Genomic DNA, 23,894 nt, shown 5'->3' on the forward strand with positions numbered 1-23,894 from the left:
GGGAGAAATCATGGAAATCAGTAACCAGAAAGATGCGGTCAAAGTAAGCAATTCTTACTGGAAAAAAGTCGTTGCTATTTTCTTTGTCGGCTGGATTTTAATGTACGCCACACGGACGATCTTCAATCCAATCATGGGTGTGATCGGTGAAGAATTCAATTTAAGTAACACACAACTAGGACTTGCCAATAGTATTTTCTTTTTGACTTATGCCGTTGCGCAAATTCCTTTTGGGATCATCGGCGACAAAATCGGTCGCAAATTAGTGATCGCTCTAGGCTTTGTTTTATTGGCGGTGACTACGTACTTCAGTGGGCTAGCCACAAGCTTTGTTTTGTTTTTAGTGATTCGTGCCATTGCAGGGATTGGTCAAGGTGCCTATTACGGTCCGCAATACGCATTGTCTACCGAAGCGATTCCCGACAACAAACGAACCGTCGGAAATGCCATTATCAACAGTGGGATGGCGTTTGGAACGTCTGGCGGGTACTTGCTTTCTAGTAAATTAGTCTTGGATAACGGGGGCCATTGGAGCCAACCCTTCTTCCTAATGGCAATTCCGACCTTGATCGTTGGTGTCTTGTTCTATTTTGTTTTGAAAGAAAAAGTGATTCGTCCAGAAGATGAAGGACAAGAAATAAAAGAAGAAGGGCCAAAAGAAAAGATTTCCTTGAAGCAGATTTTTTCAAACCGCAATCTCGTGGCAGCCTTTGTTCTTTGCTTTACCAGCATTTATGCAAACTTTGTAATCATTACTTGGTTGCCGCAATTCTTGATTGCCGAGCGTGGCTTTGAAGGGGCGAGTGTCGGCTTTATTGCTTCCTTAGTCCCATGGGCATCGATTCCAGGTGCGTTGATTTTTGCTCGATTGAATGATAAAACAGGCGCAACGAAAAAATTAGTCTATTTATTGGTCCCATTGGCGACCCTTTCCGTATTTGCCATTGCCTTTGTAACGGATCGTACCTTACTGATCACTGTTTTGATTTTGTATGGATTGACTGGCAAGCTGGCGCTTGATCCAATCGTCGTGACCTTTGTGACGAAAAACGCACCAAAAGGCGCCTTAGGAACGACCTTGAGTGCCTATAACTTTATCGGGATGTCGGGGTCGATCTTAGCACCTTATGTTACTGGCTTTTTAGCCGATTCTTTAGGATCGATGCAGGTCGGGTTTTACCTGTCTTGTCTATTACTGCTGATCGGATTAGGTGTTTTTGCCGTATTAGCAAAGGAAAATCAGAAGGAGAGCATAAAATGAGTTTGAATGTGATCGCGTTAGGCGGTAATGCTATTTTAGATAAAGACCCCAGTGATGAAGGACAAAAAGCAGTTGTTGCGCAAGCAGCACGTTATATTGCCGATTTTGTCGAAAAAGGGGAAAAAGTCATTGTTTGTCACGGCAATGGACCACAAGTCGGCAACTTGCTGTTGCAGCAAAAAGCCGGGGAAAGTGAAAAAAATCCCCAATTGAAATTAGACAGCTGCGTAGCGATGACCCAAGGAAGTATCGGTTATTGGCTGCAAAATGCCTTGATCAATGAGTTTGCCACACGTCAAGCACATCCATCGGTGATCTCATTAGTCACCCAAGTTCGTGTCGATCCAGCAGATCCATCGTTTGAGAGACCTTCCAAACCAGTCGGACCTTTTTATAGTGAAGAGGAATCCAATGCTGCGATGGCAGCCAATGGCGGGGTGTATCAAGAAGACGCTGGGCGTGGTTACCGCAAAGTGGTTCCATCGCCGAAACCGCAAGAAATTGTTGAAAAAGAAGCCATCAAAACATTGGTCGATGCAGGTGTGATCACGATTTGTGCCGGTGGTGGTGGCGTACCTGTCGTTCGCAACGATAATGGGTTTACTGGCGTGGAAGCCGTCAACGACAAAGACTTTACCGCCAGTGTCTTAGCAAAAGATGTGCAGGCCGATCGCCTGATCATTTTGACCGGTGTCGACAATATCTACATCAATTACAATCAGCCGAATCAGCAAGCCTTAGGGGAAATCAGTGTGGCACAAGCCAAGGGCTACATCGAGGAAGGCCATTTTGCAGCGGGAAGTATGTTGCCAAAAATAGAAGCTGCGATTGATTTTGTTGAAGAAGATGCAGCCAGAACCGCGATTATTACCTCAATCGAAAAGTTAGCTGAACTAGATCAGCATACAGGAACCATACTTCGAAAATAAAGAGGGGATCAAAGTGAAAGCAAAAAAACTACCGATGGTGACGCAGATCGTTATTGCCGTTCTTCTAGGGATTCTTTGCGGTTTGTTCTTTGGGCAAGCCGCTTCATTCCTAAAAATCTTGGGCGATCTTTTCTTGCGTCTGATGCAAATGGCGATCCCGTTATTGATCGTTGGACAAATCATTCAAGCAGTTGGGGGGATTGCCCCGAAAGAACTCACTCGTTTGGGTGGAAAAACGATCGCTGTCTTTGGGATTTCCTCCTTATTCGCTGCTGCATGGGGCGTGCTGATGGCGCTCTTCTTTGCTCCAGGCAAAGGGATCGACTTTTCACAAGCTGCCGGCGAACCTCTGCAAGCACAAGAAATTTCTATATCAGAGACAGTGATCAACTTTATTCCCACGAATATTTTCGATGCGTTGAGTAAAGGGTCAATTATTCAAATCATCGTTTTTGGGTTGTTCTTTGGTGTTGCCCTCAATCGCTTTATGCAAAAGAAACCTGAGTCATCTCTTTATGGGCTGATCGTGGATCTGAATGAGGTCGTCATTGCCATCATTCGTTACGTGATGATCGTGGCACCAATCGGTATTTTTGCATTGATCGCTTCAACGATCAGCTCCCTGGGCTTGCAGATCATTTTGCCATTAGGCAGCTATTTGCTCGTCTACGGTCTAGCCACCGTCACGTTCCTTGGGCTGTGGCTAGTCTTATTGACCGTGTATTGTCGGATCAATCCGTTACGATTGATCAAAAATATGAAGAATATGTCGGTCATGGCATTGGCGACAACCTCCTCTGCCATCACGCTGCCGATCGCTATGGAAGAATCCCAGAACAAATTAGGACTCAGTAGCCGCATCACCAATTTGGTATTGCCATTGGGCATGTCTTTGAACAGCAATGGGTCAGCGATGCATATGGCGATTACCGTCATGACAATCGCCCAAATGTATCAAATCAACTTTGACGGGATCCAAATGGTGACGGTAGCTGTAACTGCGACTTTCGTTTCTTTAGCCAATGCAGTTGTTCCCGGAGCGGGGTTAGTTTCCTTGGCAATCATCGTTCCCCAGCTTGGTTTACCAATCGAAAGCATTGCGCTATTTGCTGGTGTCGAATGGTTTGTTGGCATGCTGCGGACAATTTTGAACGTGAACTCAGACGTCTATTCAGCGCTGCTGATCGCTAAGTCAGCCGATGAACTGGATTATCGCGTGTTTAATCAATAAGAGAAGCCGTTGCCAAGCGTGCTTCTCTTTTTCTAAGGAGGAGAAAAGATGGAAGAAATGAGCAGACGTTCTCTGCTGGAATTAGAAGCATTGATGAAAAAGAAACTATTGGCTGCTGGTTTGCCAGAAGCCGCTGCCAGTGAAACAGCGGCGCATTTGACCTTTGCGGATGCTTGCGGGATCCATTCTCATGGTGCCGTGCGGATGGACTACTATGCCGAGCGTTTAGTAAAAGGTGGCATCACGCTGGAACCAAACATGTCTTTTGAAAAAACAGGCGCCGCTACCGGAATTTTCCACGGAGATAACGGCATGGGGCATTATGTGTGCAATGAAGCGATGGCGATCGCCATTCATCTGGCAAAAGAAGCCGGGATCGCTGCAGTAGGAATCGAGCAGACCAGCCATAGCGGGACGATGGCGTATTACGTCAAACAGGCTGCTGAAGCCGACTTAGTAGCGATCGCCATGTGTCAATCGGATCCGATGGCGGTGCCTTTTGGTGGGACCGAAAACTATTTTGGCACCAATCCAATCGCGTTTGCTGCACCACGAGCCAATCATCCACCGGTGGTTTTTGATATGGCGACGACGGTTCAAGCGTGGGGCAAAATTTTGGATGCTCGCTCGAAGAAGCAGCAGATCCCCGATACTTGGGCAGTAGACGAGCATGGCTTGCCTACCACCGATCCCTATGCTGTCCAAGGATTATTGCCAATCGCTGGTGCTAAAGGATATGGCTTGATGATGATGGTGGATATTTTAGCTGGCTCGATGCTAGGCTTGGCTTTTGGTAAACAGGTCACCTCCATGTATGCGGACTTGACGGAAAAACGCCGCTTAGGACAATTCCTTCTTGTGATCGATCCATCTCGTTTTACCAACACCGAAACCTTCAAGCAAAGCATCGATCAGATGGTGACTGAGCTGCATGCAATCCCGCCAGTAGAAGGGCAATCACAAGTCTACTATCCTGGAGAGATCAGCCAAATACACTTTGAAAAAGCCCAGCAAGAAGGGGTCATAATCCCCAAAGCGATCATCGATTATCTCGAAAGCGAAACCCTCCATTTTGATCGCTATGGTAGTCAAGATTCCTTTGCTAAATAAAAATCCGCAAAAGGCAGTTGGTTCAGAGGGGGATTGAACCAATTGTTTTTTTGCTGTGTGGAGCAAAGAGAAGTTTTCAGTCAGAAAATCGCACATTATTGGAAAGATTAGACGAATTCTTTGAGTTGGTTCATTTTGTTCAAAGCATTTCTTAAGCCATTCGACCTTTGATTGCTTGTTTTTTGTAATGTGGTAGAATAGGTCGCATAAGGTAAGATCACTCAAGAAATGAGAGAAAAGCGAGGATGCAACGTGGCAATGAATAAAGTGGTTCTTACTGGGAAAATCGCAGAGATGCCTAGTAAAGAAGCGTTTGATGCGGCGGACGATCAGGGCGTACGTTTTGATCTTGTCATTGTGTCTCAATGGCAAAACAGTGAAGAAGTGCACCATGAATGGTTTGCTTGCGTCATTCATGGAAAACAGGCAGAGACCTTTTTACGGTATACTCAAAAAGGGGCAAGTATCAAAATCAATGGACACTTGCAAGGCTGTCCTTATGAAACACCAGAAGGTCAGAGACTTTGTGCGGCAGAAGTGGTGGTGGATAGCTTCCAAATCATAGAGTTGGCAGAAGAACCAGCGGCGCCTTTTCCTAAAACGCGGCCATCGACACTTGATGAAACGACGCAAACAAAGTCGATCCGTAATGAAAAAGATCCCCTAAAAACACAGATGCTGGAGTTTTTAAAAGACAATCGATTATTTTAATGACGAAACATGCGGAAAGCAACGGCTTCTCGCATGTTTTTTTACGTAGAGAAAGCATTGGCAAAATTCAACTATATCTGACTAGCGGTGTTCTTTATTGCTTATCAAAGAGGGGGTTAAATAGAATGGTGATTGTAATAAATGATCGCGAAAGTGAAAATAGTGTTTCACAAAAAGTGCGGATTGGTTTAGAATAGTTGAAACATATCTTGAGGAAAAGAGCGGCGCTTGCCTTGTTCAACTGCTAGATACCGCTTTTTTCTTAAAAAATCGTTAATCAGGGAGGGAAGTCGATGGGCAAACCAATTATAGGGATCGCTGCGAATGAAGTGCAAGATGCTGGCGATGTGCTGCATCATTTGCCGATCGCCTACACACCATTAGGGTATGTGCGAGCGATCCAGCAAGCGGGCGGACTGCCATTGCTCGTGCCAATCAGTGAGCCAGCTGCAGCCAAGGACTATGTTTCACAGATCGATAAACTGGTATTAGCTGGTGGACAAGATATTTCACCCAAGTTTTATGGGCAGGAGGCCCATCAGGCAACTGGAAGCGGCTTGTTGGCACGGGATGAGTTTGAACTAGCGCTGATCGATGAAGCGCTGCTGCAAAAGAAACCAATTTTTGCGGTTTGTCGGGGAATGCAGCTGGTCAACGTGGCATTCGGTGGCACGCTGCAGCAAGACATCAGTACCTTCAGTGAGATCATTCATATGCAGGCGCCGATTCCGAAAGAAGTGCCGACCCATGCCATCGTGACGGCTGAAAAAAGCATGTTGGCTCGTGTTTACGGTCAAAAAACAAAGGTTAATTCCTTTCATCATCAAGCGGTGGATCGATTGGCTCGTCCATTGCAAAAGACAGCTTGGAGTCCTGATGGCATCATTGAAGGCATTGAACACGTGGGTCAGCGCTTGTTGGCGGTTCAATGGCATCCTGATTTTGCCTATGATGCGCTTATACAAGAACAAGCGGTTTTCAAGTATGTCGTTGACGTATTGTAAGAAAGAGGGTCACGCAAGGAGGAGAAAAATGAAAAAGAAAATGATGGGTATCACTGCTTTCACAGTATTGGTTTTAAGTGCCTGCAGTACCACGAGCCCCACGACGGATTCTGGACAGCAAGAGGAGCAAGGAGCCGTTGCGCAAGAAATTCAAGTGTCAACCGCTGGCGCCTTATCAACCCTTGATAGCGGACAATACACGGATGTCAATAGTTCCGATATGATCGGACAAGTGGCAGAAGGGTTATACCGTCTGGATCAAGAGGGGGATCCTGAGCTTGCGATGGCCGCTGAAGAGCCTACGGTATCAGAAGACGGACTGGTTTATACCTTCACCATTCGTGATGCAAAATGGAGCAATGGCGATCCTGTTACTGCGGATGATTTTGTCTACGCCTTTCAATATGTTGCTAATCCAGAGAATGGTTCTAGTAGCAGTAATCAAATGGATGTGTTGAAAAATGGCAGTCAAGTGCGTCAAGGGGACGCTGAGGTGAGTGAGTTAGGTGCAAAAGCATTGGACCAGCAGACGTTAGAGCTGACATTGGCAAGTCCAATCTCGTATCTGGATCAAATTTTGGTCGGGACACCTTTTGTGCCAAAAAATCAAGCGTTTGCTGAAGAAAAAGGTGCCGATTATGGGTTATCAGCGGAAAATTTTGTTGGCAACGGCCCATTCTTGATCGAAGGGTGGAACGGAACCAATGAATCATGGACGTTAACGAAAAATCCTGATTATTGGGATGCTGAGAATGTCCAATTGACCAAGATCGACGTGCAAGTAGTGAAGGAAACGGCAACTGGTGTCAGCCTTTTTGAAACAGGAGAACTGGACTACACCACCTTAACGGATACGTACGCGCAGCAATACCAAAACTCAGCTCAAGCCAACTATGTGCCAAAGGCGCTGGTGGGGTATTTAAGTGCCAACCAAAAACGAGAAGTCACAGGCAATGTCAAGGTACGTCAGGCGATTTTACAAGCCATCGACAAAGAGGCATTTGCTGAAAATATCTTAGGCGATGGATCCACTGCATTGAACGGCTTTGTGCCAAGCAACTTTGCCAAAGATCCTGAAACAGACCAAGATTTTCGTGAAGAAAATGGCGATTTACTGCCGTATGATCTAACAGCCGCACAAGCGCTTTGGGCACAAGCCAAAGAAGAGTTGGGACAAGACGAGATCACTTTGGAACTGTTGTCAGCAGATACAGCAGCAGCCAAGAAAACCATCGAATTTGTCCAAGGACAGTTAGAAACCAATTTGCCTGGATTAACCATCGATGCCAAGTCGATTCCTTTACAAAACCGCTTGGACTTGCAATCCCAAGGTGAATTTGATCTCGTCTTCGGGACTTGGACACCAGATTACGCGGACCCGATCAACTTCTTAGAATTTTATGATTCGACAGGTGGCTTGAATACCTCTGGGTATGCTAGTGAAAGGTACGACCAAGGGTTACAAGAAGCACGGACGACTTTAGCAAACGACCCAGCTGCCCGTTGGGACTTATTGAAAGAACTCGAGAAACAATTGATCGTTGAAGATACAGCCGTCTTGCCGTTATATCAAGGAGCGGTAGCGTATTTGAAAACAGATCGTTTGCAAGGGGTGCAAGTGTTTCCTTTTGGACGAACAGTATCCTATCGCCTAGCATCTGTCACAGAATAAACAGGCAGTAAGAAAACAGAGGAACTTTTTTCAACCAAGTGTGCTGACCAAACAACGCTTGTTGAAGAGAGGGGCATCTGTTTTTTTATTTTGCCAGATTCCTTGCAACGCTTAGGATAAACCGAGAATTCGTTTTCAAAAAATAGTTGTTAAAAAGCGAAAAATTGAGAAACGCCTTTTTAGAAAAGTCAATCTTTTTGAAAAAAATTAATAAAAGTTGTTGCATTCTCAGAAACTTATCTGTAAAGTGTTAGGTGTAGTCAGCATAATAAAAAAGAGAAGGAGGGATTACGATGCAAAAAGTATTTGATAAAAAAACAACCAAATTGAATAAAGTGAATCCCTCATTCGGTAACCATTAGTGTACAGATAATGTCTATAATAACGACGTTTATGCTCTGTCCTTTTTCCGAAGGGACAGAGCTTTTTTGTGTACTTTTTTAGAATGTGAGGGATAAAACATGAAGTATGTATTAAAACAATTAACAACGTATTTTAAAGAACATAAGGTGCGCTATACCTTTGTATTCGTCTTTATGGTGATCGCTAGTGCGATGTATGTTGCACCGATCTATATTCTGCGCTTGTTCATCGATGCGTTGATTCAAGATAATTTTGATTACTCCGTACTGATCCAATATGTGAGTCTCTTCGCGGGAGCTATCTTGTTAGGATATTTGGCGGAATTTGTTTGGACGTTTAATTTATTTATTGGTTCCTACGATTTGCAAAAACAATTACGGGAACAATTGATGAGCCACTTTCTCAAAATGGGGGCGCCGTTTTACCATCGTTTCCGAACAGGTGATTTAATGACCCGTTCCAGTGACGATGTCCAAGTGATGGGGATGACCGTTGGGTATGGTCTGATGGTTTTCTTAAATACTAGTTTGTATCTAAGCTTTATCGTAGCGATGATGGCTGGGACGGTTTCTTGGTTATTGACCTTGATTGCCTTGATTCCAATGCCGCTTTTAGCCTATTACATTTTCAAATGGGGCTCGCAAGTCGATAAGGCGTTTACGGAAGCGCAGAATTCTGTTTCTGAGATGAACAGTGAAGTGCTGGAGATCATTGATGGCATTCGGGTCGTCCGAGCTTATGGACTAGAAGGAGCCACCACGGAACAGTTTCAAAAGAAAACACTGGAAACACGAGCGAAAAACAATATCGTTTCTGAGATCGATTCCCGTTTTGGGCCGCTGATTACCATCATCTTAGCAATCAGTTTTGTGATGAGCTTTGGTGTCGGGGCGTTTCTTGTTGCCAACCAAACGATCACCATCGGTGCGATGGTCTCTTTCCAAGTGTACTTGACAATGGTCGTTTGGCCGATGATCTCAGCAGGAGATCTTGTGAATGTGATGCAGCAAGGTGCCGCATCCTGGCGTCGAATCAATGAAGTGCTGCAGACGGGGGATGAATTAGAAACGCCAGGTGAAGCCGACCTGCAAGCCATCAATACGATCCGTTTTGAAGCATATCATTTCCAATACCCGCAAGCAGCTCGTTATGTGTTAGAAGGACTGGATTTGACGATCACTCGTGGAGAAGTCTTAGGGATCGTTGGGAAGACCGGCAGCGGAAAAACGACGCTGCTAAGACAATTCGGTCACCGCTATCCATACTCTGATCAAGTCCCCTTGATCAACGAGCAGCCGTTGACGGCCTATCAAACAACAGCAGTGCGCAACCACTTTGCAGAAGTACCGCAAGAACATACCTTGTTTTCACGAACGATTCGCGAGAACTTGTTATTCGGACAACCAGACGCTTCCGAAGAAGTATTGTGGGAAGCACTGGAAGCTGCTTGCTTTAGCGAAGACATCAAGCGGATGCCAGAAGGGCTCGAAACGGTCGTCGGTGAGAAAGGCGTTTCCCTTTCTGGTGGACAAAAACAACGCTTGTCCTTAGCACGGGCGTTTTTACGAAACAGTGAAGTTCTCTTACTGGATGATGCCCTTTCGGCAGTTGATGCCAAAACGGAACAAGCCATCATCACGAATTTGAAAACGATGAAGCAGGCACCGACCTCCATTATCGTGACCCATCGATTGTCCGCCATCACCGAAGCGGATCAAATCATCGTCTTAGAAGACGGACGGATCACACAGCGTGGTACCCATCAGGAGTTGATCGAAACCCCAGGCTGGTACCAAGAACAGTATTACCATCAACAGTTAAAGGAGGACGATACAAGTGTTCTCAACGATTAAGCGCTTGCTCACGTATTTGAGCTATTATAAAAAACAATTTACCGTGGGCGCGATCTTGCTGTTGCTGGCAGCAGCGCTCGAACTGACTTCACCACTGATTGCCAAACAGCTGATCGACCGAGTGATGACACCGGCGGTTGACAGCAGAAACCTAAATACGATGCTTTTGATCCAATTACTCGCTGGGTATTTGCTGGTCAATTTGATTGGTTCCCTCTTTCGTTATATCAGCTTGCTGCAATTGCGAAAAATGTCCAACAGTATCGTCAAAAAAATGCGGGATCAGCTTTTTGACCATATGCACAAATTACCGGTTTCTTACTTTGACCAGATCCCAGCAGGTAAAGTCGTTGCACGAATCACGAATGACACCGAAGTCTTGCGGTCTAATTTCTACGTGATCGTGATCAGTAATTTGTTAAGCAACATCATCCAAATCATTGGTGCGTTTATTGCATTGTTTCTTTTGAACCGTACCTTAGGAGCAGCGATGCTGATTTTGATCCCGATTTTAGGAATCTGGCAGCATTTTTATACCAAATATGCCTCTCGTTACAATTTAGCAATGCGGGAATACATCTCACAAATCAGTGGGCAGTTGAATGAATTTGTCCAAGGAATGGCGATCATCCAAGCCTTCCAACGAGAAAATCAGTTGCAGAAAGAATTTAATGAAACAGTAGAGAAATGGTTCAAAACTGGACGTAAATACCTCTTGCTCGATTCAAGTATCGCTTGGGGATTAGGCAATTTGTTGCGAAATTCAACGATCTTGATTTTGATCACCACCTTGGCCGCCTTTTTCCTTGATGGCCGCTTGGCGATCTCAGCAGGCTTGCTGTATGCCTTTATTGATTACATCAACCGCCTGTATGATCCCATCGAAGGGCTTGTCCAAACCATCACCAATGTGCAGCAATCATTAGCTGCTGGACAGCGGGTCTTTGAGTTTGCTGATCAGCCGGTTGAAAAACAACAAAGTGAGCAGCTGACTGTCACGAATGGCGATGTTTCATTCCAACAAGTGACCTTTGGCTACGACCCTGAGCAAGCGATCTTGCACGATATCAACTTTGACGTTGCCGCAGGAGAGACCATTGCTTTAGTTGGTCATACTGGTTCTGGAAAATCGAGTATTTTGAACCTGTTGTTCCGTTTTTATGATCCGCAGCACGGAAAAATCGTTGTGGATGGACAAGTGATCGCTGATTATGATCGTCATAGTTTAAGAGATTCAATGGCGATCGTCATGCAAGATCCCTATCTATTTACTGGAACGATCGCCAGCAACATCGGGATGAACGATCCAACGATCACCGAAGCGATGATTATCGATGCCTTGAAGCAAGTCGGCGCTGACTACCTTTTGAGCCGCTACGAAAAAGGCATCCATCATCCAGTCGTTGAAAAAGGCAATGAGTTTTCTAGTGGAGAACGCCAGCTGATCAGTTTCGCCCGTGCGCTGGTCTTTGATCCGAAAATCTTGATTCTGGATGAAGCGACGAGCCATGTGGACACTGAAACAGAGTCCATCATTCAAAAGGCGATGACCGTCTTGCAAAAAGGGCGGACGACCTTCATGATCGCTCACCGTTTGTCAACGATCAAACAAGCCGATCAAATCTTGGTCCTAGACCAAGGGAAGATCGTGGAACGGGGAACCCATGCAAGTCTTGTCCAAGGGCAGGGAATCTATCAGCAAATGTATCAAATGCAGGCAGAGCAGCTGTAATCAGCGGTGATTGCCGACAACGTTAACCGTAAAAGAAAATCCTTGAGCCTCCTGCATGGGAAGTGGCTCAAGGATTTTTTATATAATGCGAAGGTGCAGCCAATCATCTATGGGGAGTAGGAAGAGGAGGCCTTCGCTTATATATCAGTAGGAAAAGCGGCAAGGTGTTGTCGTAATTTTGTTAAGAAACGCTCGCCGATCACTGATAACGGGCGAGCGTTCTTTTTAATGAGGATGATCTCACCCTCGGACGCGTCGATCAAAGGAAGAAAAGCCAAGCCTTGGCGTTCTGGTTGGGCAACGATCCCCGAGCCGGTTCCATAAAGATCCGTCTGCTGTAATAGCTGGACCATCGTGCCTCGATCGCTGACATGCACCACTTGAGGGCTTGGAGCAAAGTCGATCAAATCTTCGGAAAAAAACGAATAGCGTTCATCTTCTTGCAAAAAGCGTACTTGTGGATAAGGGGCGAGATCTCTTAAGGAAAGCTGCCTTTTTTCTGTCAAGGGATGAGCTGCTCGCAAAAAGACATGGGGGCGAAACCGTCCCAACGCCTCGAAGGACAATTGGGCGCCTTGCAGCAGTCGTTCCAATCCTGCTTGGTTTTGCTCATTCAAATAAAGGATCCCAAATTCACTTCGATATTGTTGCACGTCCGTGATCACCTTTAAGGTCGTGGTTTCTAATAAGCGAAACTGGCGGTAGTCGGGAAATTCCTGCAGCAGCTCACTGAAAATTCCAGCCGTGAAATCATAGTGCTGGCTTGCGATAGCGAAGGTTTGACTCGCTGCTTGCTTGCTGGAAAAACGCGTTTGCAGCTGCGCCACTTGACTCAAGATCGGCTGGGCATGGTCTAGAAATTCCGAGCCTTCGGCAGTCAAGCGGGCGCCTTGATTCGTACGCTCGAAAAGCTGGACCTCCAATTCTGTTTCCAACTCTTTCACGGCTTGGGAAAGACTTGGCTGCGAAAGATACAGCCGTTTGGCTGCTTCACGAAAACTTCCATGGTCAGCGATCGCTTGCACGATGCGCATTTGTTGAATATTCAATTTTTGACCTCCTTTACAAAGATTCAGACGGGGAATGGTCCGCTAATCAATAGTAGTCATGTCTTTTCCTTCTATAGTAATAGAAGCTTCTTTAAAAAATACGACGATAGTTGCTGCTTATTGCTACTTGTGAAGCGGTTATTGCAATTCTTCAGGAATAAACCAATAGCCCGTTTGATTCTCTTCTGCCAGCAGTTCTTTAAAGGCTTCAGAACGATATGCTGCCACCACTGCCTGTGCCCAATCACTGTCTTGGTTGGCTTCTTTGACCGTTGCCACCAGTTCATACTCTTGCAAAATGTCTTCACTTAATAAGCTTTCCTCTGCAGCAATTCCAGCACTATAAACGATGCTGCCGGGAATCACCGCGTAGTCTAAGTCTGCTAAGCTGCGGGGGATTTGCGCAGAATCCATCTCGACGATATCCAGGTTATAAGGATTGTCAGTAATGGTTCTTAACGTCGCGTCAATGGGCGCCACTTCGGGGTCAAGTTCGATCCAGCCAGCTTTTTGCAGCAGCAACAGGGCCCGGGCGCTATTTGACGGATCATTGGGAATCCCGATGGTATCGTTTGCTTCAATCGCTGCTAAATTGTCCTTTCTGCCAGGATACAAGCCAGCTGGAACGGTAGGGATCGGTGTGATACCCACCAAATCGGCACCCGTGTTTTCATTAAAGTTCTCTAAATAGGCGGTATGCTGATCGACGTTTAAGTCGATTTCGCCATCGTTCAGTGCAATGTCTGCTTCCAATACCCCAGTAAAGCCAATATCAGTCACGGTATAGCCTGCTTCTTCTAAAATCGGTTTGATTCCCTGAAGAAACAGTTCGCTGTAAGGTCCTGGTGTCGTACCAACTCTGATTTCTGTCTGCTGCTCTTCGGCATTTCCGGTCACTTCTTCTTGGTTGCCGCAGCCAGAAAATAAGACCAAGGACAACAGACCAATGCCCATACCTAATCGAATCCATCGTTTCATACCTCTTCCTCCTTTTTTATAAAAAAAACCTTCCCAAAGACAATTCTTTGGGAAGGACGATCATTTCGCGGTACCACCTTCATTTGTTTTTTGTTGAAACAAAAAACCTCAGTCAGTTCATCAAATAAACTGCATTGCGCTATCGGGCTTTCTCCGTCGGGGATTGTTCGTCCACGAATGCTCAAAGGTCATCTTCGGATCGTCTTCCTTACTCGTTTCCACCAGTTCCGAGCTCTCTTGAAAGAAAGGGGGGATCGTACTCTTCTTCTCACTGCATGTGTATGAAATTAGTAGTATCTTAGAACAAGATGAGAAAGTTGTCAATTGCTTTCGTGATAGGTGATTCCAATCACTACGCAGGTAGTAGGGGAACAAATGGGGAAGGGTAAGAATAGATCAATAAGGCAGGAAAAGCAGATGAATGGTCGAAATCGCTTGGTTGGGTTAGAATCGAAGCACAAAACAAAAAAAGAGGCGAGGAAATGAAATTACTTTTGATTGGACATACCGGCACACTTGGGCAGCTTTTAGTTGAAGGCTTTCAGCAGCTACCAGAGGTGGAGCTGATCACGGCTAGCCGTAGCAGCGGCGATCATCAAGTCGAAATTGCGGATGCAGACAGTGTCAGCCAGCTATTTGCAGCTACTGGGAAAGTGGATGCCATTGTTTCCGCTGCGGGAAGCACAGTGTTTAAACCCTTTGAGGAATTGACGCCAGCAGATATTCAACAGTCGGTGGCTTCGAAGTTGCAAGGACAAGTCAACCTTGCGTTGATTGGCCAGCATTTTCTCAATGAAGGCGGCAGTATCACACTGACTTCTGGAATTATCAAAGACGAATTTATCCCAATGGGCACGCCTTCAGCACTGGTCAACGGCGGTTTAGAAGCCTTCGTGGCATCGGCAGCTTTTGAGATCGGTCATGGGGTACGAATCAATGCAGTCAGTCCCAATGCACTTGTGGGCTCTTGGGAAACCTTCGCCGATTCTTTCAAAGGCTTTATTCCCGTTGGTGACGCACCCGTTTTTGCAGCGTATCAAAAAGCAGTCTTTGGGATCATGACTGGCAAAACCTTCACTGTGTATTAAGAAAAAGCAGAAGTAGGAAAAACCGCCAAATCAAAGCTGACTTGGCGGTTTTTGTTCTGCTGAAAAAGAAGTAGCAAGCAGTTAAGAAGAGAGCAATTGGGTTTTCAGCTTGGGCATTTCTGCTTTGAGTTGTTGGCGAGCAAAAGCCAAGTCATTGATCCAAGAAGCAATCGCTTCTTTTTCTAAGAACAGAGGCATTCGATCATGGACTGGTTCAACAGAATCGTTCGCGGCAGTCGTTAGAATGATTGATTCGGTTTCGATTTGATCCTCTTTTTGAAGGATGCGATAAAAACCAGCAGCATAAATCACGTGATCTTGCGAAAAGAGAAACTTTTCCTTTTCATGATTCCATTCATAGAAACCAGACATCGGAAAGACACAGCGATGCTCTTGGAAAGGTTTGCGAAAAGTCGGTTTTTCTTCAACGGTCTCAGAACGGGCATTGATCATCAAATGCCCTTTTTTAAAGCCGGTAAAGCCCCATCTTGTCACACCAGCTACAACTTGTTGTTGTTGATTTGCACCGATGGTTACGACATGATTGGAAGGGAAAACATCATTGACAGCGACAGTCTGTTGGCGCTTGCGGGCTTTCGCCGCGGCTTCTTGATAATATTCTGACAATTCGCCAGTTGTTGGGTCAAATAAGTATCGGCCGCACATGGACGGGTCACTCCTTTTTTTGGATTGGCTGGTGCCTTTGTTTCAGTATAAAGACTCAAGGCGTCAAAACCAACTAACTTGCTTCACTTCTCGATTCAACAAGAAAAGGAGCTTAAACATATGTAAAAAGTCAGGAGTATCGCTTGATTTGCTGGAAATCAGATAACAAAAAAAGGCAGTCACCTACTGAGGTTGACAGCCTTTTTTATTCTAGTTGGTTAGCCAATTTTTTTAACTCTCCCGCCGATTTTATTTGCGAAACGTTCAGCATCTTCTCTGCAAGTATAGGTCAATGCAATTGTTTTGTCCCGTGTTCTTTTTCCTTCGGCGGTTAGATAACCATGAAAGATTTTAATCGCATACAATAGATAAACACCTCCTTATCCTTGGTAATAATAACAAATTTACCGCTTACATTCAAGGGATATAGTAAAAGTTTATTTTTTGTTAGTTATTTTATTAAGAATTTATTCAAAGGTTTAAGAAACGATTGAAGGAGAAAGGGAGGAGAGTGGAATAGACCAATTCGTGTTTGAAGGAAAGACGAAGGAACGGAAACGTATAAAATTTTTGCTACTTGCTTTCCAGCATAGAAGGACAAAGAATGAAAGCTATTTTGTTTTGACATTTCAACAAATAGACCAATCGAGGAATAACTAAGATATGTGTCAAAAGTAGAGAATAGAAGCTATTTTCGTTTTTTGCGTGTTATTGATACATTTTCCCCTCAAAAAATGATTTGTAGAAAGAAACGATGACTCAAGCGCTATATAAGCACGAAGCTTGTTGTTTATTGTGTTGGTAAGTTGCTGGTTTTTGGGGAATAAAAAAGCAAAAGTTGTTCTTGAAATGTCCGTCTGACAAAGGCAGCTTTTGTGAGAAGCTCAACGGGGGCTTAACCGATCGTGTGAAAAATTTTAAGGAAGCGATTGACAAGTTTTTTTTGAAGTGCTATGATACCGATGTAATTAGATAACGGTTACAGAAGTGCTGTGACCAAGAGGCGTGTTACTGTAAGAAGGCAAACCTCATATTCCACCAAGGGTGGAGTATGAGGTTTTTTAGTGTTTTTAAGGTGGAGGAAATCATGAAAATAAAGAAGTTTTTAAATAATAATGTTGTCTTACTAAAGAAAGGCAGCAATGAAATTATCGGATTTTCTACAGGCATCAGCTTCAATAAGAAGGTAGGAGATGATGTAGAAGAACAAGATTTTGAAAAGATTTTTGTATTGGATACCCATGCAATGCTGGAACATTTTAGCTATCAATTAGGAAAATGCGATCCGAAATACGTAGCGATCGTTGCTAAAATCGTGGCTTATGCCAAACAGAATTATCGCTTAGCAGTCAGCGACTATATTTATTTGACTTTGCTGGATCATATTGATTTCACTGTTCATCGGATCAAGCAGCAAATGACTTTTCATAGTCCTTTGCAATGGGATATTCGGCGATTTTATCCCGATGAATATGCTATTGGGGTGTATGCTGTCCAGCTTATGGAGCAAGAACTAGCGATCGATGTACCAACAGAAGAAGCGATCTCCATCGCATTGCATTTTGTAAATGTCCAATCACAAAAGAAGGATATGGCGGTTACCAATCAAATCGCGAAGTTTATAGAAGATGTACTGACGATCGTAAAGTATGAGTACAAACAAAATTTTGATGAGAATAGTTTCCATTATTCTCGCTTTGTCACGCATCTGCACTATTTCGCACAAAATGTGATCAATCATACACTTCCCAGCTATGAAGCGTCGACGCTCTATGCACAAATTGAAAAGATGTATCCGCAAGCATTTCACTGTGTGGAAAAAATCAAGGTTTATATCAAAAATACGTATGATATCAATATCTCAGAAAATGAAGAAATCTATCTATCACTCCATATCCAGAAATTGACGGAACAAGGAGAAAGGGAGAAAAACAATGGACTATAAACAACTAGCCAATGAAATTTATGAAAATGTCGGCGGTGGTAAAAATATCCAGCACGTGACCCACTGTGCAACAAGACTGCGTTTCACGCTGGCCGACGACAAAAAAGCTGACAGTGAAGCAATTAAACAATTAAAAGGAGTAACTGGACTCGTTCAGGGAAATGGTCAATACCAAGTGATTATTGGGCCGGATGTATCGAGTGTATACGCGCAACTTCCGACGACAGAAGCGACGGCTGATCAAAGCAACAACGATCAATCGATCATCTCACGACTCCTTGACTTTATCGCAGGTTGTTTTACACCGATGATTGCAATCATTGCAGCTGGAGGAATGCTGCAAGTGGTCCTTTCACTGTTGGAGTTATCAGGCATTTTAGCAGCAACTGATGATACGTATCTCGTATTGTATCAAGTATCGCAAGCAGCCTTCTTTTTCATTCCCGTTTATTTAGGAAATTCTGTGGCCAAACGATTAAAAATTGATCCTTTCTTAGGAAGCTACGTCGGAGCGATTTTTGTGATGCCTGGATTGACGGCCCTTCTTAGCCAAGAAGGAGGAATCTCATTATTTGGGTTACTCGTACCGAATGTGAGCTACAATGCCTCCGTTTTACCAGTCTTATTAAGTGTCTGGGTTATGTCTTATGTTTATCGGTTCGCCGATCGGATTTTACCGAACAGTGTCAAATTTATTCTACGTCCTTTGATCGCCATCATCGTGATCACACCGCTGGCTCTATTACTAATCGGACCATTAGGTGTGACGATCGGTAACTATGTGTCACAGTTTTTGAACTACTTAACAAACAATTTTGGTCCGTTAGCGGTCTTGTTTATGGGTGCCTTTGCTCAATTGCTAGTAATGACGGGCATGCACACGACGCTGACCCCTATTTTATTAACTTCTCTGGCGACCTACGGGTATGATGATTTGATCGTCCCTGGTATGCTGCTTGGATTGGCTGCCGAAGCAGCGATTTGTTTAGCGGCTGGAATCAAAGCTAAGGATACGGAATTTAAACAAGTGAGTTTTTCATCAGCAATTACTGCCCTGATGGGTGTGTCTGAACCTGCTTTGTACGGAGTAACACTACGTCTGAAAAAACCGATTGTCGGAATGATCCTTGGGGGTGCTGCTGGGGGACTTTATTTCGGTTTGATGAAAATCAATACGCCAGTAGTCATTGCTTCATTTGTGGCGCTTCCATCATACAGCAGTGTGTTTCATGCGCTGATCGGCTCGTTGATTACTTTTGCGATTGCCTTTGCCTACACCTGGCTCATGGTCAAAGATGCAGATTTTCCTAACAATAATCAGCCACAAGCAGTAAAATCTGGAGCGCAAGATGCGACACCCGAAGCAACTGATGTTTCTTCTGAAACGAAGAAAGAACAACCAGCGATTGAAAAAATTGTATTATCACCTTTAAAAGGGACTGCTGTTCCATTGACAGAAACCAATGATCAGGCGTTTGCTTCATTGGCATTAGGTAAAGGAATTGCTGTTAAGCCACACGATCAACAGGTGATAGCACCATTTACGGGACAGGTTTCTGCCGTTTTTCCAGGAAATCATGCGATTGGACTTACCAGTACCGAGGGGATTGAACTACTGATCCATATCGGTATCGATACGGTGAATATGCAAGGAAGTGCCTTTGAACGACTAGTCAATGAAGGTGATCAAATCACAGTGGGAGAAACGTTATTGCACTTTGATTCAGAAAAAATCGCTCAGGCTGGGTATGAAGATACCGTTATGATCACTGTTACTAATACGGCAGACTTCTTAGATGTTGTGGCACTTGCCCAACATCAAGAAATTCAAGCTGGCGATCAGTTATTAGCCATTTTTTAACCATTAGAAAGAAGAAAGGATGACAGCAATGAGTTTCCCAAAACATTTTTTATGGGGCGGCGCTTCGGCGGCAAACCAATATGAAGGCGGTTATAATGAGGGCGGAAAAGGGCTCGCTTGTGCTGACTTGATCAGTGGTGGCAGCCATACGACTTCTCGGAAAATCACAGCGAAAATTGAAGAAGAGTTGTTGTATCCGAGCCACGAAGCAACTGATTTTTATCATCATTATCAAGAAGATATTGCATTGTTTGCAGAAGCTGGATTTAAAGCTTTCCGCATGTCTATCAACTGGACACGGATTTTTCCCAAGGGCAACGACGCTGAACCGAATGAAGAAGGACTGGCCTTTTATGACCGTGTGTTTGACGAGTGTCGGAAGTACGGGATCGAACCAATTGTAACCATTGCTCATTTTGATGTTCCCGCATATTTGAGCCAAGAATACAATGGTTGGGCGAGTCGTGAAGTGATCGACTTTTATGCGAGATATGCGGCGGTGTTGTTTGAACGCTATCACGAAAAAGTAAACTATTGGATCACTTTTAATGAAATCAACACGGCCACTTTAAGTATCGGAAACTTTTTATCACTGGGACTGCAAGTTGGTGAATCTGAATTTATCAATCAGCCGGATAATCTACGGCAACGATACCAAGCCCTGCATCATCAATTTGTTGCCAGTGCAAAGGTTGTCGCTTACGGACATGAACACTATCCAGATCTGAAAATCGGCTGTATGATTTCTTATATGCCACGCTATCCTTATACCAGCCATCCAAATGATGTATTACTAGCCAAACAAGAAGAAAATATGCACTCGAAGTTTTGTGGCGATGTGCAGGTCACAGGGAAATATCCTTATTATGCAAAGAAATATTTTGCTGATCATGGCTTTACAATCGAGTTTGCACCAGAAGATCAAGCGATCCTAGCTAAGGGAACAGTGGATTACTACACGTTTAGTTACTATCTAACGCTTTGTGTCTCTGCAGATGAGAAAGTTACCAAAAATGGACACAGCATGATTGGCGGCTCTGGCGTAAATAATCCTTATCTAGAACAGACGGAATGGAATGCGATGATTGATCCAGTAGGATTGAGAATTGCGTTGAATGATATTTATGATCGCTACCAACTGCCATTGATGATCGTGGAAAATGGGATCGGGGTTTCAGAAACTGTTGCTGAAGATGGACAGATTCATGATGATTATCGCATCGATTATTTAGAAAAGCATATTGCTGAAATGGAGAAAGCCATCGATGATGGTGTCGAGTTGATTGGTTACACGATTTGGAGTGCCGTTGATATTGTCAGTGCTTCTACAGGAGAAATGAAAAAAAGGTATGGCATCATTTTTGTGGATAAATATGACGACGGGACAGGGACTTTAGATAGAAAGAAAAAAGACAGTTTCTATTGGTATCAAAAAGTGATTGAACGAAACGGCTTATGATTAAATACTCCAGTACTTGCGGTGAACAAGTGCTGGAGTTTTTTTGCGCATCAATTTCAGCGCGTACAAAATAAAAACCACGCGTAGCTCACGCGTGGTCCCTATCGGTGGTTCATGTCAATTACGCCGATAAACAAATCGCCCATCAAATACGGTCGCTTCAACAGTCGTTTGAAGCAATTCTTCGTCAGTCAAAGGCAAGATGTTTTGGGACAAAATACAAAGATCGGCTAAACAGCCAACTTCTAATCGCCCGATATCTTGCCGACTCAAGGCTTTAGCGGCGCCTGCGGTGTGGGCATAGAGGGCATCGGCGATGGAGATTTTTTCTTGTGGCATCAATCCGCCTGCTGGCTGGCCGTTTTTCTCTTGCCGAGCAACCGCATAATACAGCGAATCTAAAGGGGTCACGTCGATCACGACTGGCGTATCAGTCCCAAAAGCCAAGGTTGCGCCTTGCTCTAGAAAGGACTGAAAAGGAAACATTTGACTGGCACGCTGAGGTCCTACTTCTTCATCGAGGGTCTCATAACCGACCAATAAATGGCTAGGCTGTACGGAGAGTACCAGTTGTTCTTGGCGAACTAGTGGCAGATCAGCGGCATCCATCACTTCCAAGTGTTCCAAGGTATTGGCTTTGCCTTTAGAAAGCGGGTGAGCAGCAGCACTTTCTTGATAAAAGAGGAGTGCTTGTCGAATCGCTTCATCACCGATGGTATGGATGCGCATCGGCCAGTCTTGCTGGTTGGCTTGTAAAATAAAGCGGCGCATCCGTTGGACATCGATCAAGGGCATCCCGACATCACCAGCAAAATACGGTGTTTCATATTCTTCTTTTAAAAAAGCCGTGTGCGTACTCGTCACGCCATCAAAAAATTGTTTGACGCCGCCCATTTGTACTTTTTCGGAGCGATACGTACGGTAAGTTTCTTTCAGTTGCGTGATGTCTTCTCGCATGGCTGGATAAAAGACAGCGCGCAAGGTCGCTTCTGCTTCTGTTTGTCGATAAAGAGTGGGGTAGACCAAATCGTCCCAGCTTTCTCCTGTCAAGGCAACATCTCCAATCGTCGTAATGCCGTATTGATTGAGCTGCTTCATATAGGTCAGAAAGGCAGCAGGGCTTTGTGCCTGAAATGACTGTAAGACCTTTGCTAAATAATGAATGGCGATCGCTTCTAAAAAGCAGCCGCTTAATTGTCCGCTGTTTTCGTCAAGCAGTGCCTCCCCGCTGATCCCTGCTGGTAAGTTCTCAGGTGTGATCCCTAAAGCAGCGATCCCTTGGCTATTCAACCAAATACTGTGGGCATCACCTGAAATCAGCATGACAGGCGTATCGGCACAATAGTTGTCGATCGTATCTTTCGTCGGGTAGACTTGCTGACCAAAATCACTGCTGAACCAGCCGATGCCGATTTTCCATCCATGGGTGATGGGCAAGGCGGGCACTTGCTGGGCAACGGCTTCTTCTGTCACTCCCGTAAGATGGGTCAGTGCCCCTTGATGGAGTAATGCAGAAAGATAAAAATGAACATGAGCATCAATAAAGCCTGGGATGATCATTTGTTCTTTGAGATCAATGACCTGGGTGTCTTCAGCAAGTGTTGGCAGCGCTGAAAGAGGACCTACAGCCGTGATTTTCTGGTCTTCTATCAGGAGAAAGCCCGCAAAAGTCGTTTTTGTTTTGGTATCAAAGATGTGTTCAGATTTTAGTAATAGTGACATTTATAATCCCAACTTCCATTCAAGGAAAAGGTCGTTGTAAAGCTCAACCGCTTCTTTTCCTAAGTATTCATAATGTTCCATTTGTTCCATCGCACTTGGCTCAGGGTAGAAAGCCTTGTCAGCAGTCAGTTCTGCTGGCAGCATGGCTTTGGCCGTTTCACTCGGCGTGGCATAGCCGACGTATTCGGCATTTTGTGCGGCATTTTCTGGCCGCAGCATAAAATTGATGAAGGCGTAGGCTCCCTCAAGATTGCCAACGGTTTTCGGGATCGCAAAATTGTCTGTCCAAATCGCACCGCCGTCATTGGGAACGATATAGGTGACGGCAGGATTTTCCGCCATCACATAAGCGGCATCGCCCGAATATCCGATTCCTAAAGGGGCATCGTTGTTGATCATCAAGATTTTGATCTCGTCGGTCAAAACTGCTTTGACATTGGGACGGATACTTTCCAGCTTCTTCAAGGCTTTGGTGACCTTGGTCGGGTCTTTTTCATTTTGGGAAAGACCGAGCGTCTGTAACGCGATTCCTAAGGTTTCGCGAGCACCATCCACCATCAATACATCATTTTTAAATGCAGGGTCCCATAAATCACTCCAGCCATGGATCGAAGAAACATCGACTTCTTCAGTATTTGCCATGATTCCGATCGTGCCCCAAAAATAGGGGATCGAGTAGGTATTGTCAGGATCAAAGGCTTGATCCATCAAAAAAGGCGACAGATCTTCCGTTCCCGTCAATTTCTGATGGTCTAAAGGCACTAACAGTCCTTCTTCGATCATTTTCGGAATGATCGATTCGCTAGGGAAAACCAAATCATAGCGCGAGCCGCCTTGCTTGATTTTCGTTTCCATCGCTTCGTTGGAGTCAAATGTATTATAAATCACTGAGTAACCAGTCTCAGTTTCGAATGTTTTGATCAATTCGGGGTCAATATATTCGCCCCAATTGTAAATAATCACTGTATTTTTGTCGGACGACGTTGCTGCCCCCGATTCTTTCGTTAACACCGAAGCACCTAAAAATAGCAACGCGGTGATGCCGATCACACCGCCAAAAAATACCCACAACCTTTTCAATTCATCAATTCCTTCTTTCTCTACAATTTCGTATTTCTTGAGTAGCGTAATTGATCTTTAAAGAAAAGGCAATAAAAAAATGAAGAAAAAATAAACCCGTTTCTTTCAAGGTTTAGAAGGAGGAACGGCCAGGTGGCTGGGGCAGTTTCCAAACATATCATTTGTCAAATTCCCTCCTTT

The 23,894-nt window shown here is 44.6% G+C and carries 19 protein-coding genes and 1 other annotated feature; of the genes, 13 read left to right on the top strand and 6 right to left on the bottom strand.

The window, feature by feature from the left end; all coding sequences use genetic code 11:
* Positions 1-10: 10 nt before the first annotated feature.
* The 9 genes from IGK61_RS04265 to IGK61_RS04305 all read left to right on the top strand — a co-directional run bounded on the left by IGK61_RS04265 (position 11) and on the right by IGK61_RS04305 (position 11,866).
* A complete protein-coding gene (locus IGK61_RS04265; RefSeq protein ID WP_005225376.1) occupies positions 11-1,261 on the top strand; it encodes an MFS transporter in 1,251 nt (416 codons plus the stop codon).
* On the top strand, positions 1,258-2,190 hold the full coding sequence (gene arcC / locus IGK61_RS04270) for a carbamate kinase (RefSeq protein WP_074534917.1): 933 nt from the start codon (positions 1,258-1,260) through the stop codon (positions 2,188-2,190). The genes IGK61_RS04265 and arcC overlap by 4 nt, the downstream gene beginning before the upstream one ends.
* Positions 2,191-2,203: 13 nt before the next feature.
* A complete protein-coding gene (locus IGK61_RS04275) occupies positions 2,204-3,421 on the top strand; it encodes a dicarboxylate/amino acid:cation symporter (RefSeq protein ID WP_081343838.1) in 1,218 nt (405 codons plus the stop codon).
* Between the two features lie 48 nt (positions 3,422-3,469).
* Positions 3,470-4,531, top strand: coding sequence for an ureidoglycolate dehydrogenase (gene allD / locus IGK61_RS04280; RefSeq protein ID WP_074534918.1), 1,062 nt, complete (start codon positions 3,470-3,472; stop codon positions 4,529-4,531).
* Between the two features lie 228 nt (positions 4,532-4,759).
* Positions 4,760-5,242, top strand: coding sequence for a single-stranded DNA-binding protein (gene ssb / locus IGK61_RS04285; RefSeq protein ID WP_074534919.1), 483 nt, complete (start codon positions 4,760-4,762; stop codon positions 5,240-5,242).
* A 293-nt stretch (positions 5,243-5,535) separates the two neighbouring features.
* Entirely contained in the window at positions 5,536-6,246 is a 711-nt protein-coding gene (locus tag IGK61_RS04290) for a gamma-glutamyl-gamma-aminobutyrate hydrolase family protein (protein ID WP_074534920.1), read from the top strand.
* A gap of 28 nt (positions 6,247-6,274) precedes the next feature.
* Positions 6,275-7,918, top strand: a complete 1,644-nt coding sequence (locus IGK61_RS04295; RefSeq protein ID WP_074534921.1) for a peptide ABC transporter substrate-binding protein — start codon at positions 6,275-6,277, stop codon at positions 7,916-7,918.
* A gap of 461 nt (positions 7,919-8,379) precedes the next feature.
* Entirely contained in the window at positions 8,380-10,134 is a 1,755-nt protein-coding gene (locus IGK61_RS04300; protein WP_074534922.1) for an ABC transporter ATP-binding protein, read from the top strand.
* Positions 10,118-11,866 (top strand): ABC transporter ATP-binding protein, encoded by a 1,749-nt coding sequence (locus IGK61_RS04305; RefSeq protein WP_074534923.1) that lies wholly within the window; start codon positions 10,118-10,120, stop codon positions 11,864-11,866. The genes IGK61_RS04300 and IGK61_RS04305 overlap by 17 nt, the downstream gene beginning before the upstream one ends.
* A 137-nt stretch (positions 11,867-12,003) precedes the next feature.
* Here IGK61_RS04305 and IGK61_RS04310 read toward each other — a convergent pair whose 3' ends face one another.
* Both IGK61_RS04310 and IGK61_RS04315 read right to left on the bottom strand, forming a co-directional pair.
* Positions 12,004-12,915, bottom strand: coding sequence for a LysR family transcriptional regulator (locus tag IGK61_RS04310; RefSeq protein ID WP_074534924.1), 912 nt, complete (start codon positions 12,913-12,915; stop codon positions 12,004-12,006).
* 138 nt (positions 12,916-13,053) lie between these two features.
* Positions 13,054-13,893: a MetQ/NlpA family ABC transporter substrate-binding protein gene (locus IGK61_RS04315; RefSeq protein ID WP_074534925.1), complete on the bottom strand. Its 840-nt coding sequence runs from the start codon at positions 13,891-13,893 to the stop codon at positions 13,054-13,056.
* A 49-nt stretch (positions 13,894-13,942) separates the two neighbouring features.
* Positions 13,943-14,174, bottom strand: a binding site (T-box leader).
* Between the two features lie 201 nt (positions 14,175-14,375).
* On the opposite strand from IGK61_RS04315, the gene IGK61_RS04320 reads away from it, so the two are divergent.
* Complete coding sequence (locus IGK61_RS04320; protein ID WP_010747693.1) at positions 14,376-14,981, top strand: short chain dehydrogenase; 606 nt, start codon at positions 14,376-14,378, stop codon at positions 14,979-14,981.
* A gap of 81 nt (positions 14,982-15,062) precedes the next feature.
* On the opposite strand, the gene IGK61_RS04325 is transcribed toward IGK61_RS04320, so the two are convergent.
* Both IGK61_RS04325 and IGK61_RS04330 read right to left on the bottom strand, forming a co-directional pair.
* Complete coding sequence (locus IGK61_RS04325; RefSeq protein ID WP_005225388.1) at positions 15,063-15,647, bottom strand: SOS response-associated peptidase; 585 nt, start codon at positions 15,645-15,647, stop codon at positions 15,063-15,065.
* A 218-nt stretch (positions 15,648-15,865) separates the two neighbouring features.
* Positions 15,866-16,012 carry a hypothetical protein gene (locus tag IGK61_RS04330; RefSeq protein WP_005234527.1) on the bottom strand — a complete coding sequence of 49 codons (147 nt, stop codon included), beginning with the start codon at positions 16,010-16,012 and terminating at the stop codon, positions 15,866-15,868.
* Between the two features lie 722 nt (positions 16,013-16,734).
* Between IGK61_RS04330 and IGK61_RS04335 the strand changes: the two genes are divergently transcribed.
* The 3 genes from IGK61_RS04335 to IGK61_RS04345 are packed head-to-tail and all read left to right on the top strand — an operon-like array spanning position 16,735 to position 20,912.
* Positions 16,735-17,592 carry a PRD domain-containing protein gene (locus IGK61_RS04335; RefSeq protein WP_074534926.1) on the top strand — a complete coding sequence of 286 codons (858 nt, stop codon included), beginning with the start codon at positions 16,735-16,737 and terminating at the stop codon, positions 17,590-17,592.
* Positions 17,582-19,453 (top strand): beta-glucoside-specific PTS transporter subunit IIABC, encoded by a 1,872-nt coding sequence (locus tag IGK61_RS04340; protein ID WP_074534927.1) that lies wholly within the window; start codon positions 17,582-17,584, stop codon positions 19,451-19,453. Before IGK61_RS04335 ends, IGK61_RS04340 begins: the two co-directional genes overlap by 11 nt.
* A 28-nt stretch (positions 19,454-19,481) precedes the next feature.
* Positions 19,482-20,912 carry a glycoside hydrolase family 1 protein gene (locus IGK61_RS04345; protein WP_081343839.1) on the top strand — a complete coding sequence of 477 codons (1,431 nt, stop codon included), beginning with the start codon at positions 19,482-19,484 and terminating at the stop codon, positions 20,910-20,912.
* A 117-nt stretch (positions 20,913-21,029) separates the two neighbouring features.
* On the opposite strand, the gene IGK61_RS04350 is transcribed toward IGK61_RS04345, so the two are convergent.
* Both IGK61_RS04350 and IGK61_RS04355 read right to left on the bottom strand, forming a co-directional pair.
* Entirely contained in the window at positions 21,030-22,634 is a 1,605-nt protein-coding gene (locus IGK61_RS04350; RefSeq protein ID WP_074534929.1) for an amidohydrolase, read from the bottom strand.
* Positions 22,635-23,714 carry an ABC transporter substrate-binding protein gene (locus IGK61_RS04355; RefSeq protein ID WP_074534930.1) on the bottom strand — a complete coding sequence of 360 codons (1,080 nt, stop codon included), beginning with the start codon at positions 23,712-23,714 and terminating at the stop codon, positions 22,635-22,637.
* Between the last annotated feature and the right edge of the window lie 180 nt (positions 23,715-23,894).

Source organism: Enterococcus sp. AZ063 (genome assembly GCF_051715045.1).
Classification (GTDB): domain Bacteria; phylum Bacillota; class Bacilli; order Lactobacillales; family Enterococcaceae; genus Enterococcus_D; species Enterococcus_D casseliflavus.

Excerpts from the sequence above, each read along its gene's own strand:
- IGK61_RS04265 (WP_005225376.1), top strand. The coding sequence starts at position 11 with ATGGAAATCAGTAACCAGAAAGATGCGGTCAAAGTAAGCAATTCTTAC.
- arcC (WP_074534917.1), top strand. The coding sequence starts at position 1,258 with ATGAGTTTGAATGTGATCGCGTTAGGCGGTAATGCTATTTTAGATAAA.
- allD (WP_074534918.1), top strand. The coding sequence starts at position 3,470 with ATGGAAGAAATGAGCAGACGTTCTCTGCTGGAATTAGAAGCATTGATG.
- ssb (WP_074534919.1), top strand. The coding sequence starts at position 4,760 with ATGAGAGAAAAGCGAGGATGCAACGTGGCAATGAATAAAGTGGTTCTT.
- IGK61_RS04290 (WP_074534920.1), top strand. The coding sequence starts at position 5,536 with ATGGGCAAACCAATTATAGGGATCGCTGCGAATGAAGTGCAAGATGCT.
- IGK61_RS04295 (WP_074534921.1), top strand. The coding sequence starts at position 6,275 with ATGAAAAAGAAAATGATGGGTATCACTGCTTTCACAGTATTGGTTTTA.
- IGK61_RS04300 (WP_074534922.1), top strand. The coding sequence starts at position 8,380 with ATGAAGTATGTATTAAAACAATTAACAACGTATTTTAAAGAACATAAG.
- IGK61_RS04315 (WP_074534925.1), bottom strand. The coding sequence starts at position 13,893 with ATGAAACGATGGATTCGATTAGGTATGGGCATTGGTCTGTTGTCCTTG.
- IGK61_RS04320 (WP_010747693.1), top strand. The coding sequence starts at position 14,376 with ATGAAATTACTTTTGATTGGACATACCGGCACACTTGGGCAGCTTTTA.
- IGK61_RS04325 (WP_005225388.1), bottom strand. The coding sequence starts at position 15,647 with ATGTGCGGCCGATACTTATTTGACCCAACAACTGGCGAATTGTCAGAA.
- IGK61_RS04335 (WP_074534926.1), top strand. The coding sequence starts at position 16,735 with ATGAAAATAAAGAAGTTTTTAAATAATAATGTTGTCTTACTAAAGAAA.
- IGK61_RS04340 (WP_074534927.1), top strand. The coding sequence starts at position 17,582 with ATGGACTATAAACAACTAGCCAATGAAATTTATGAAAATGTCGGCGGT.
- IGK61_RS04345 (WP_081343839.1), top strand. The coding sequence starts at position 19,482 with ATGAGTTTCCCAAAACATTTTTTATGGGGCGGCGCTTCGGCGGCAAAC.
- IGK61_RS04350 (WP_074534929.1), bottom strand. The coding sequence starts at position 22,634 with ATGTCACTATTACTAAAATCTGAACACATCTTTGATACCAAAACAAAA.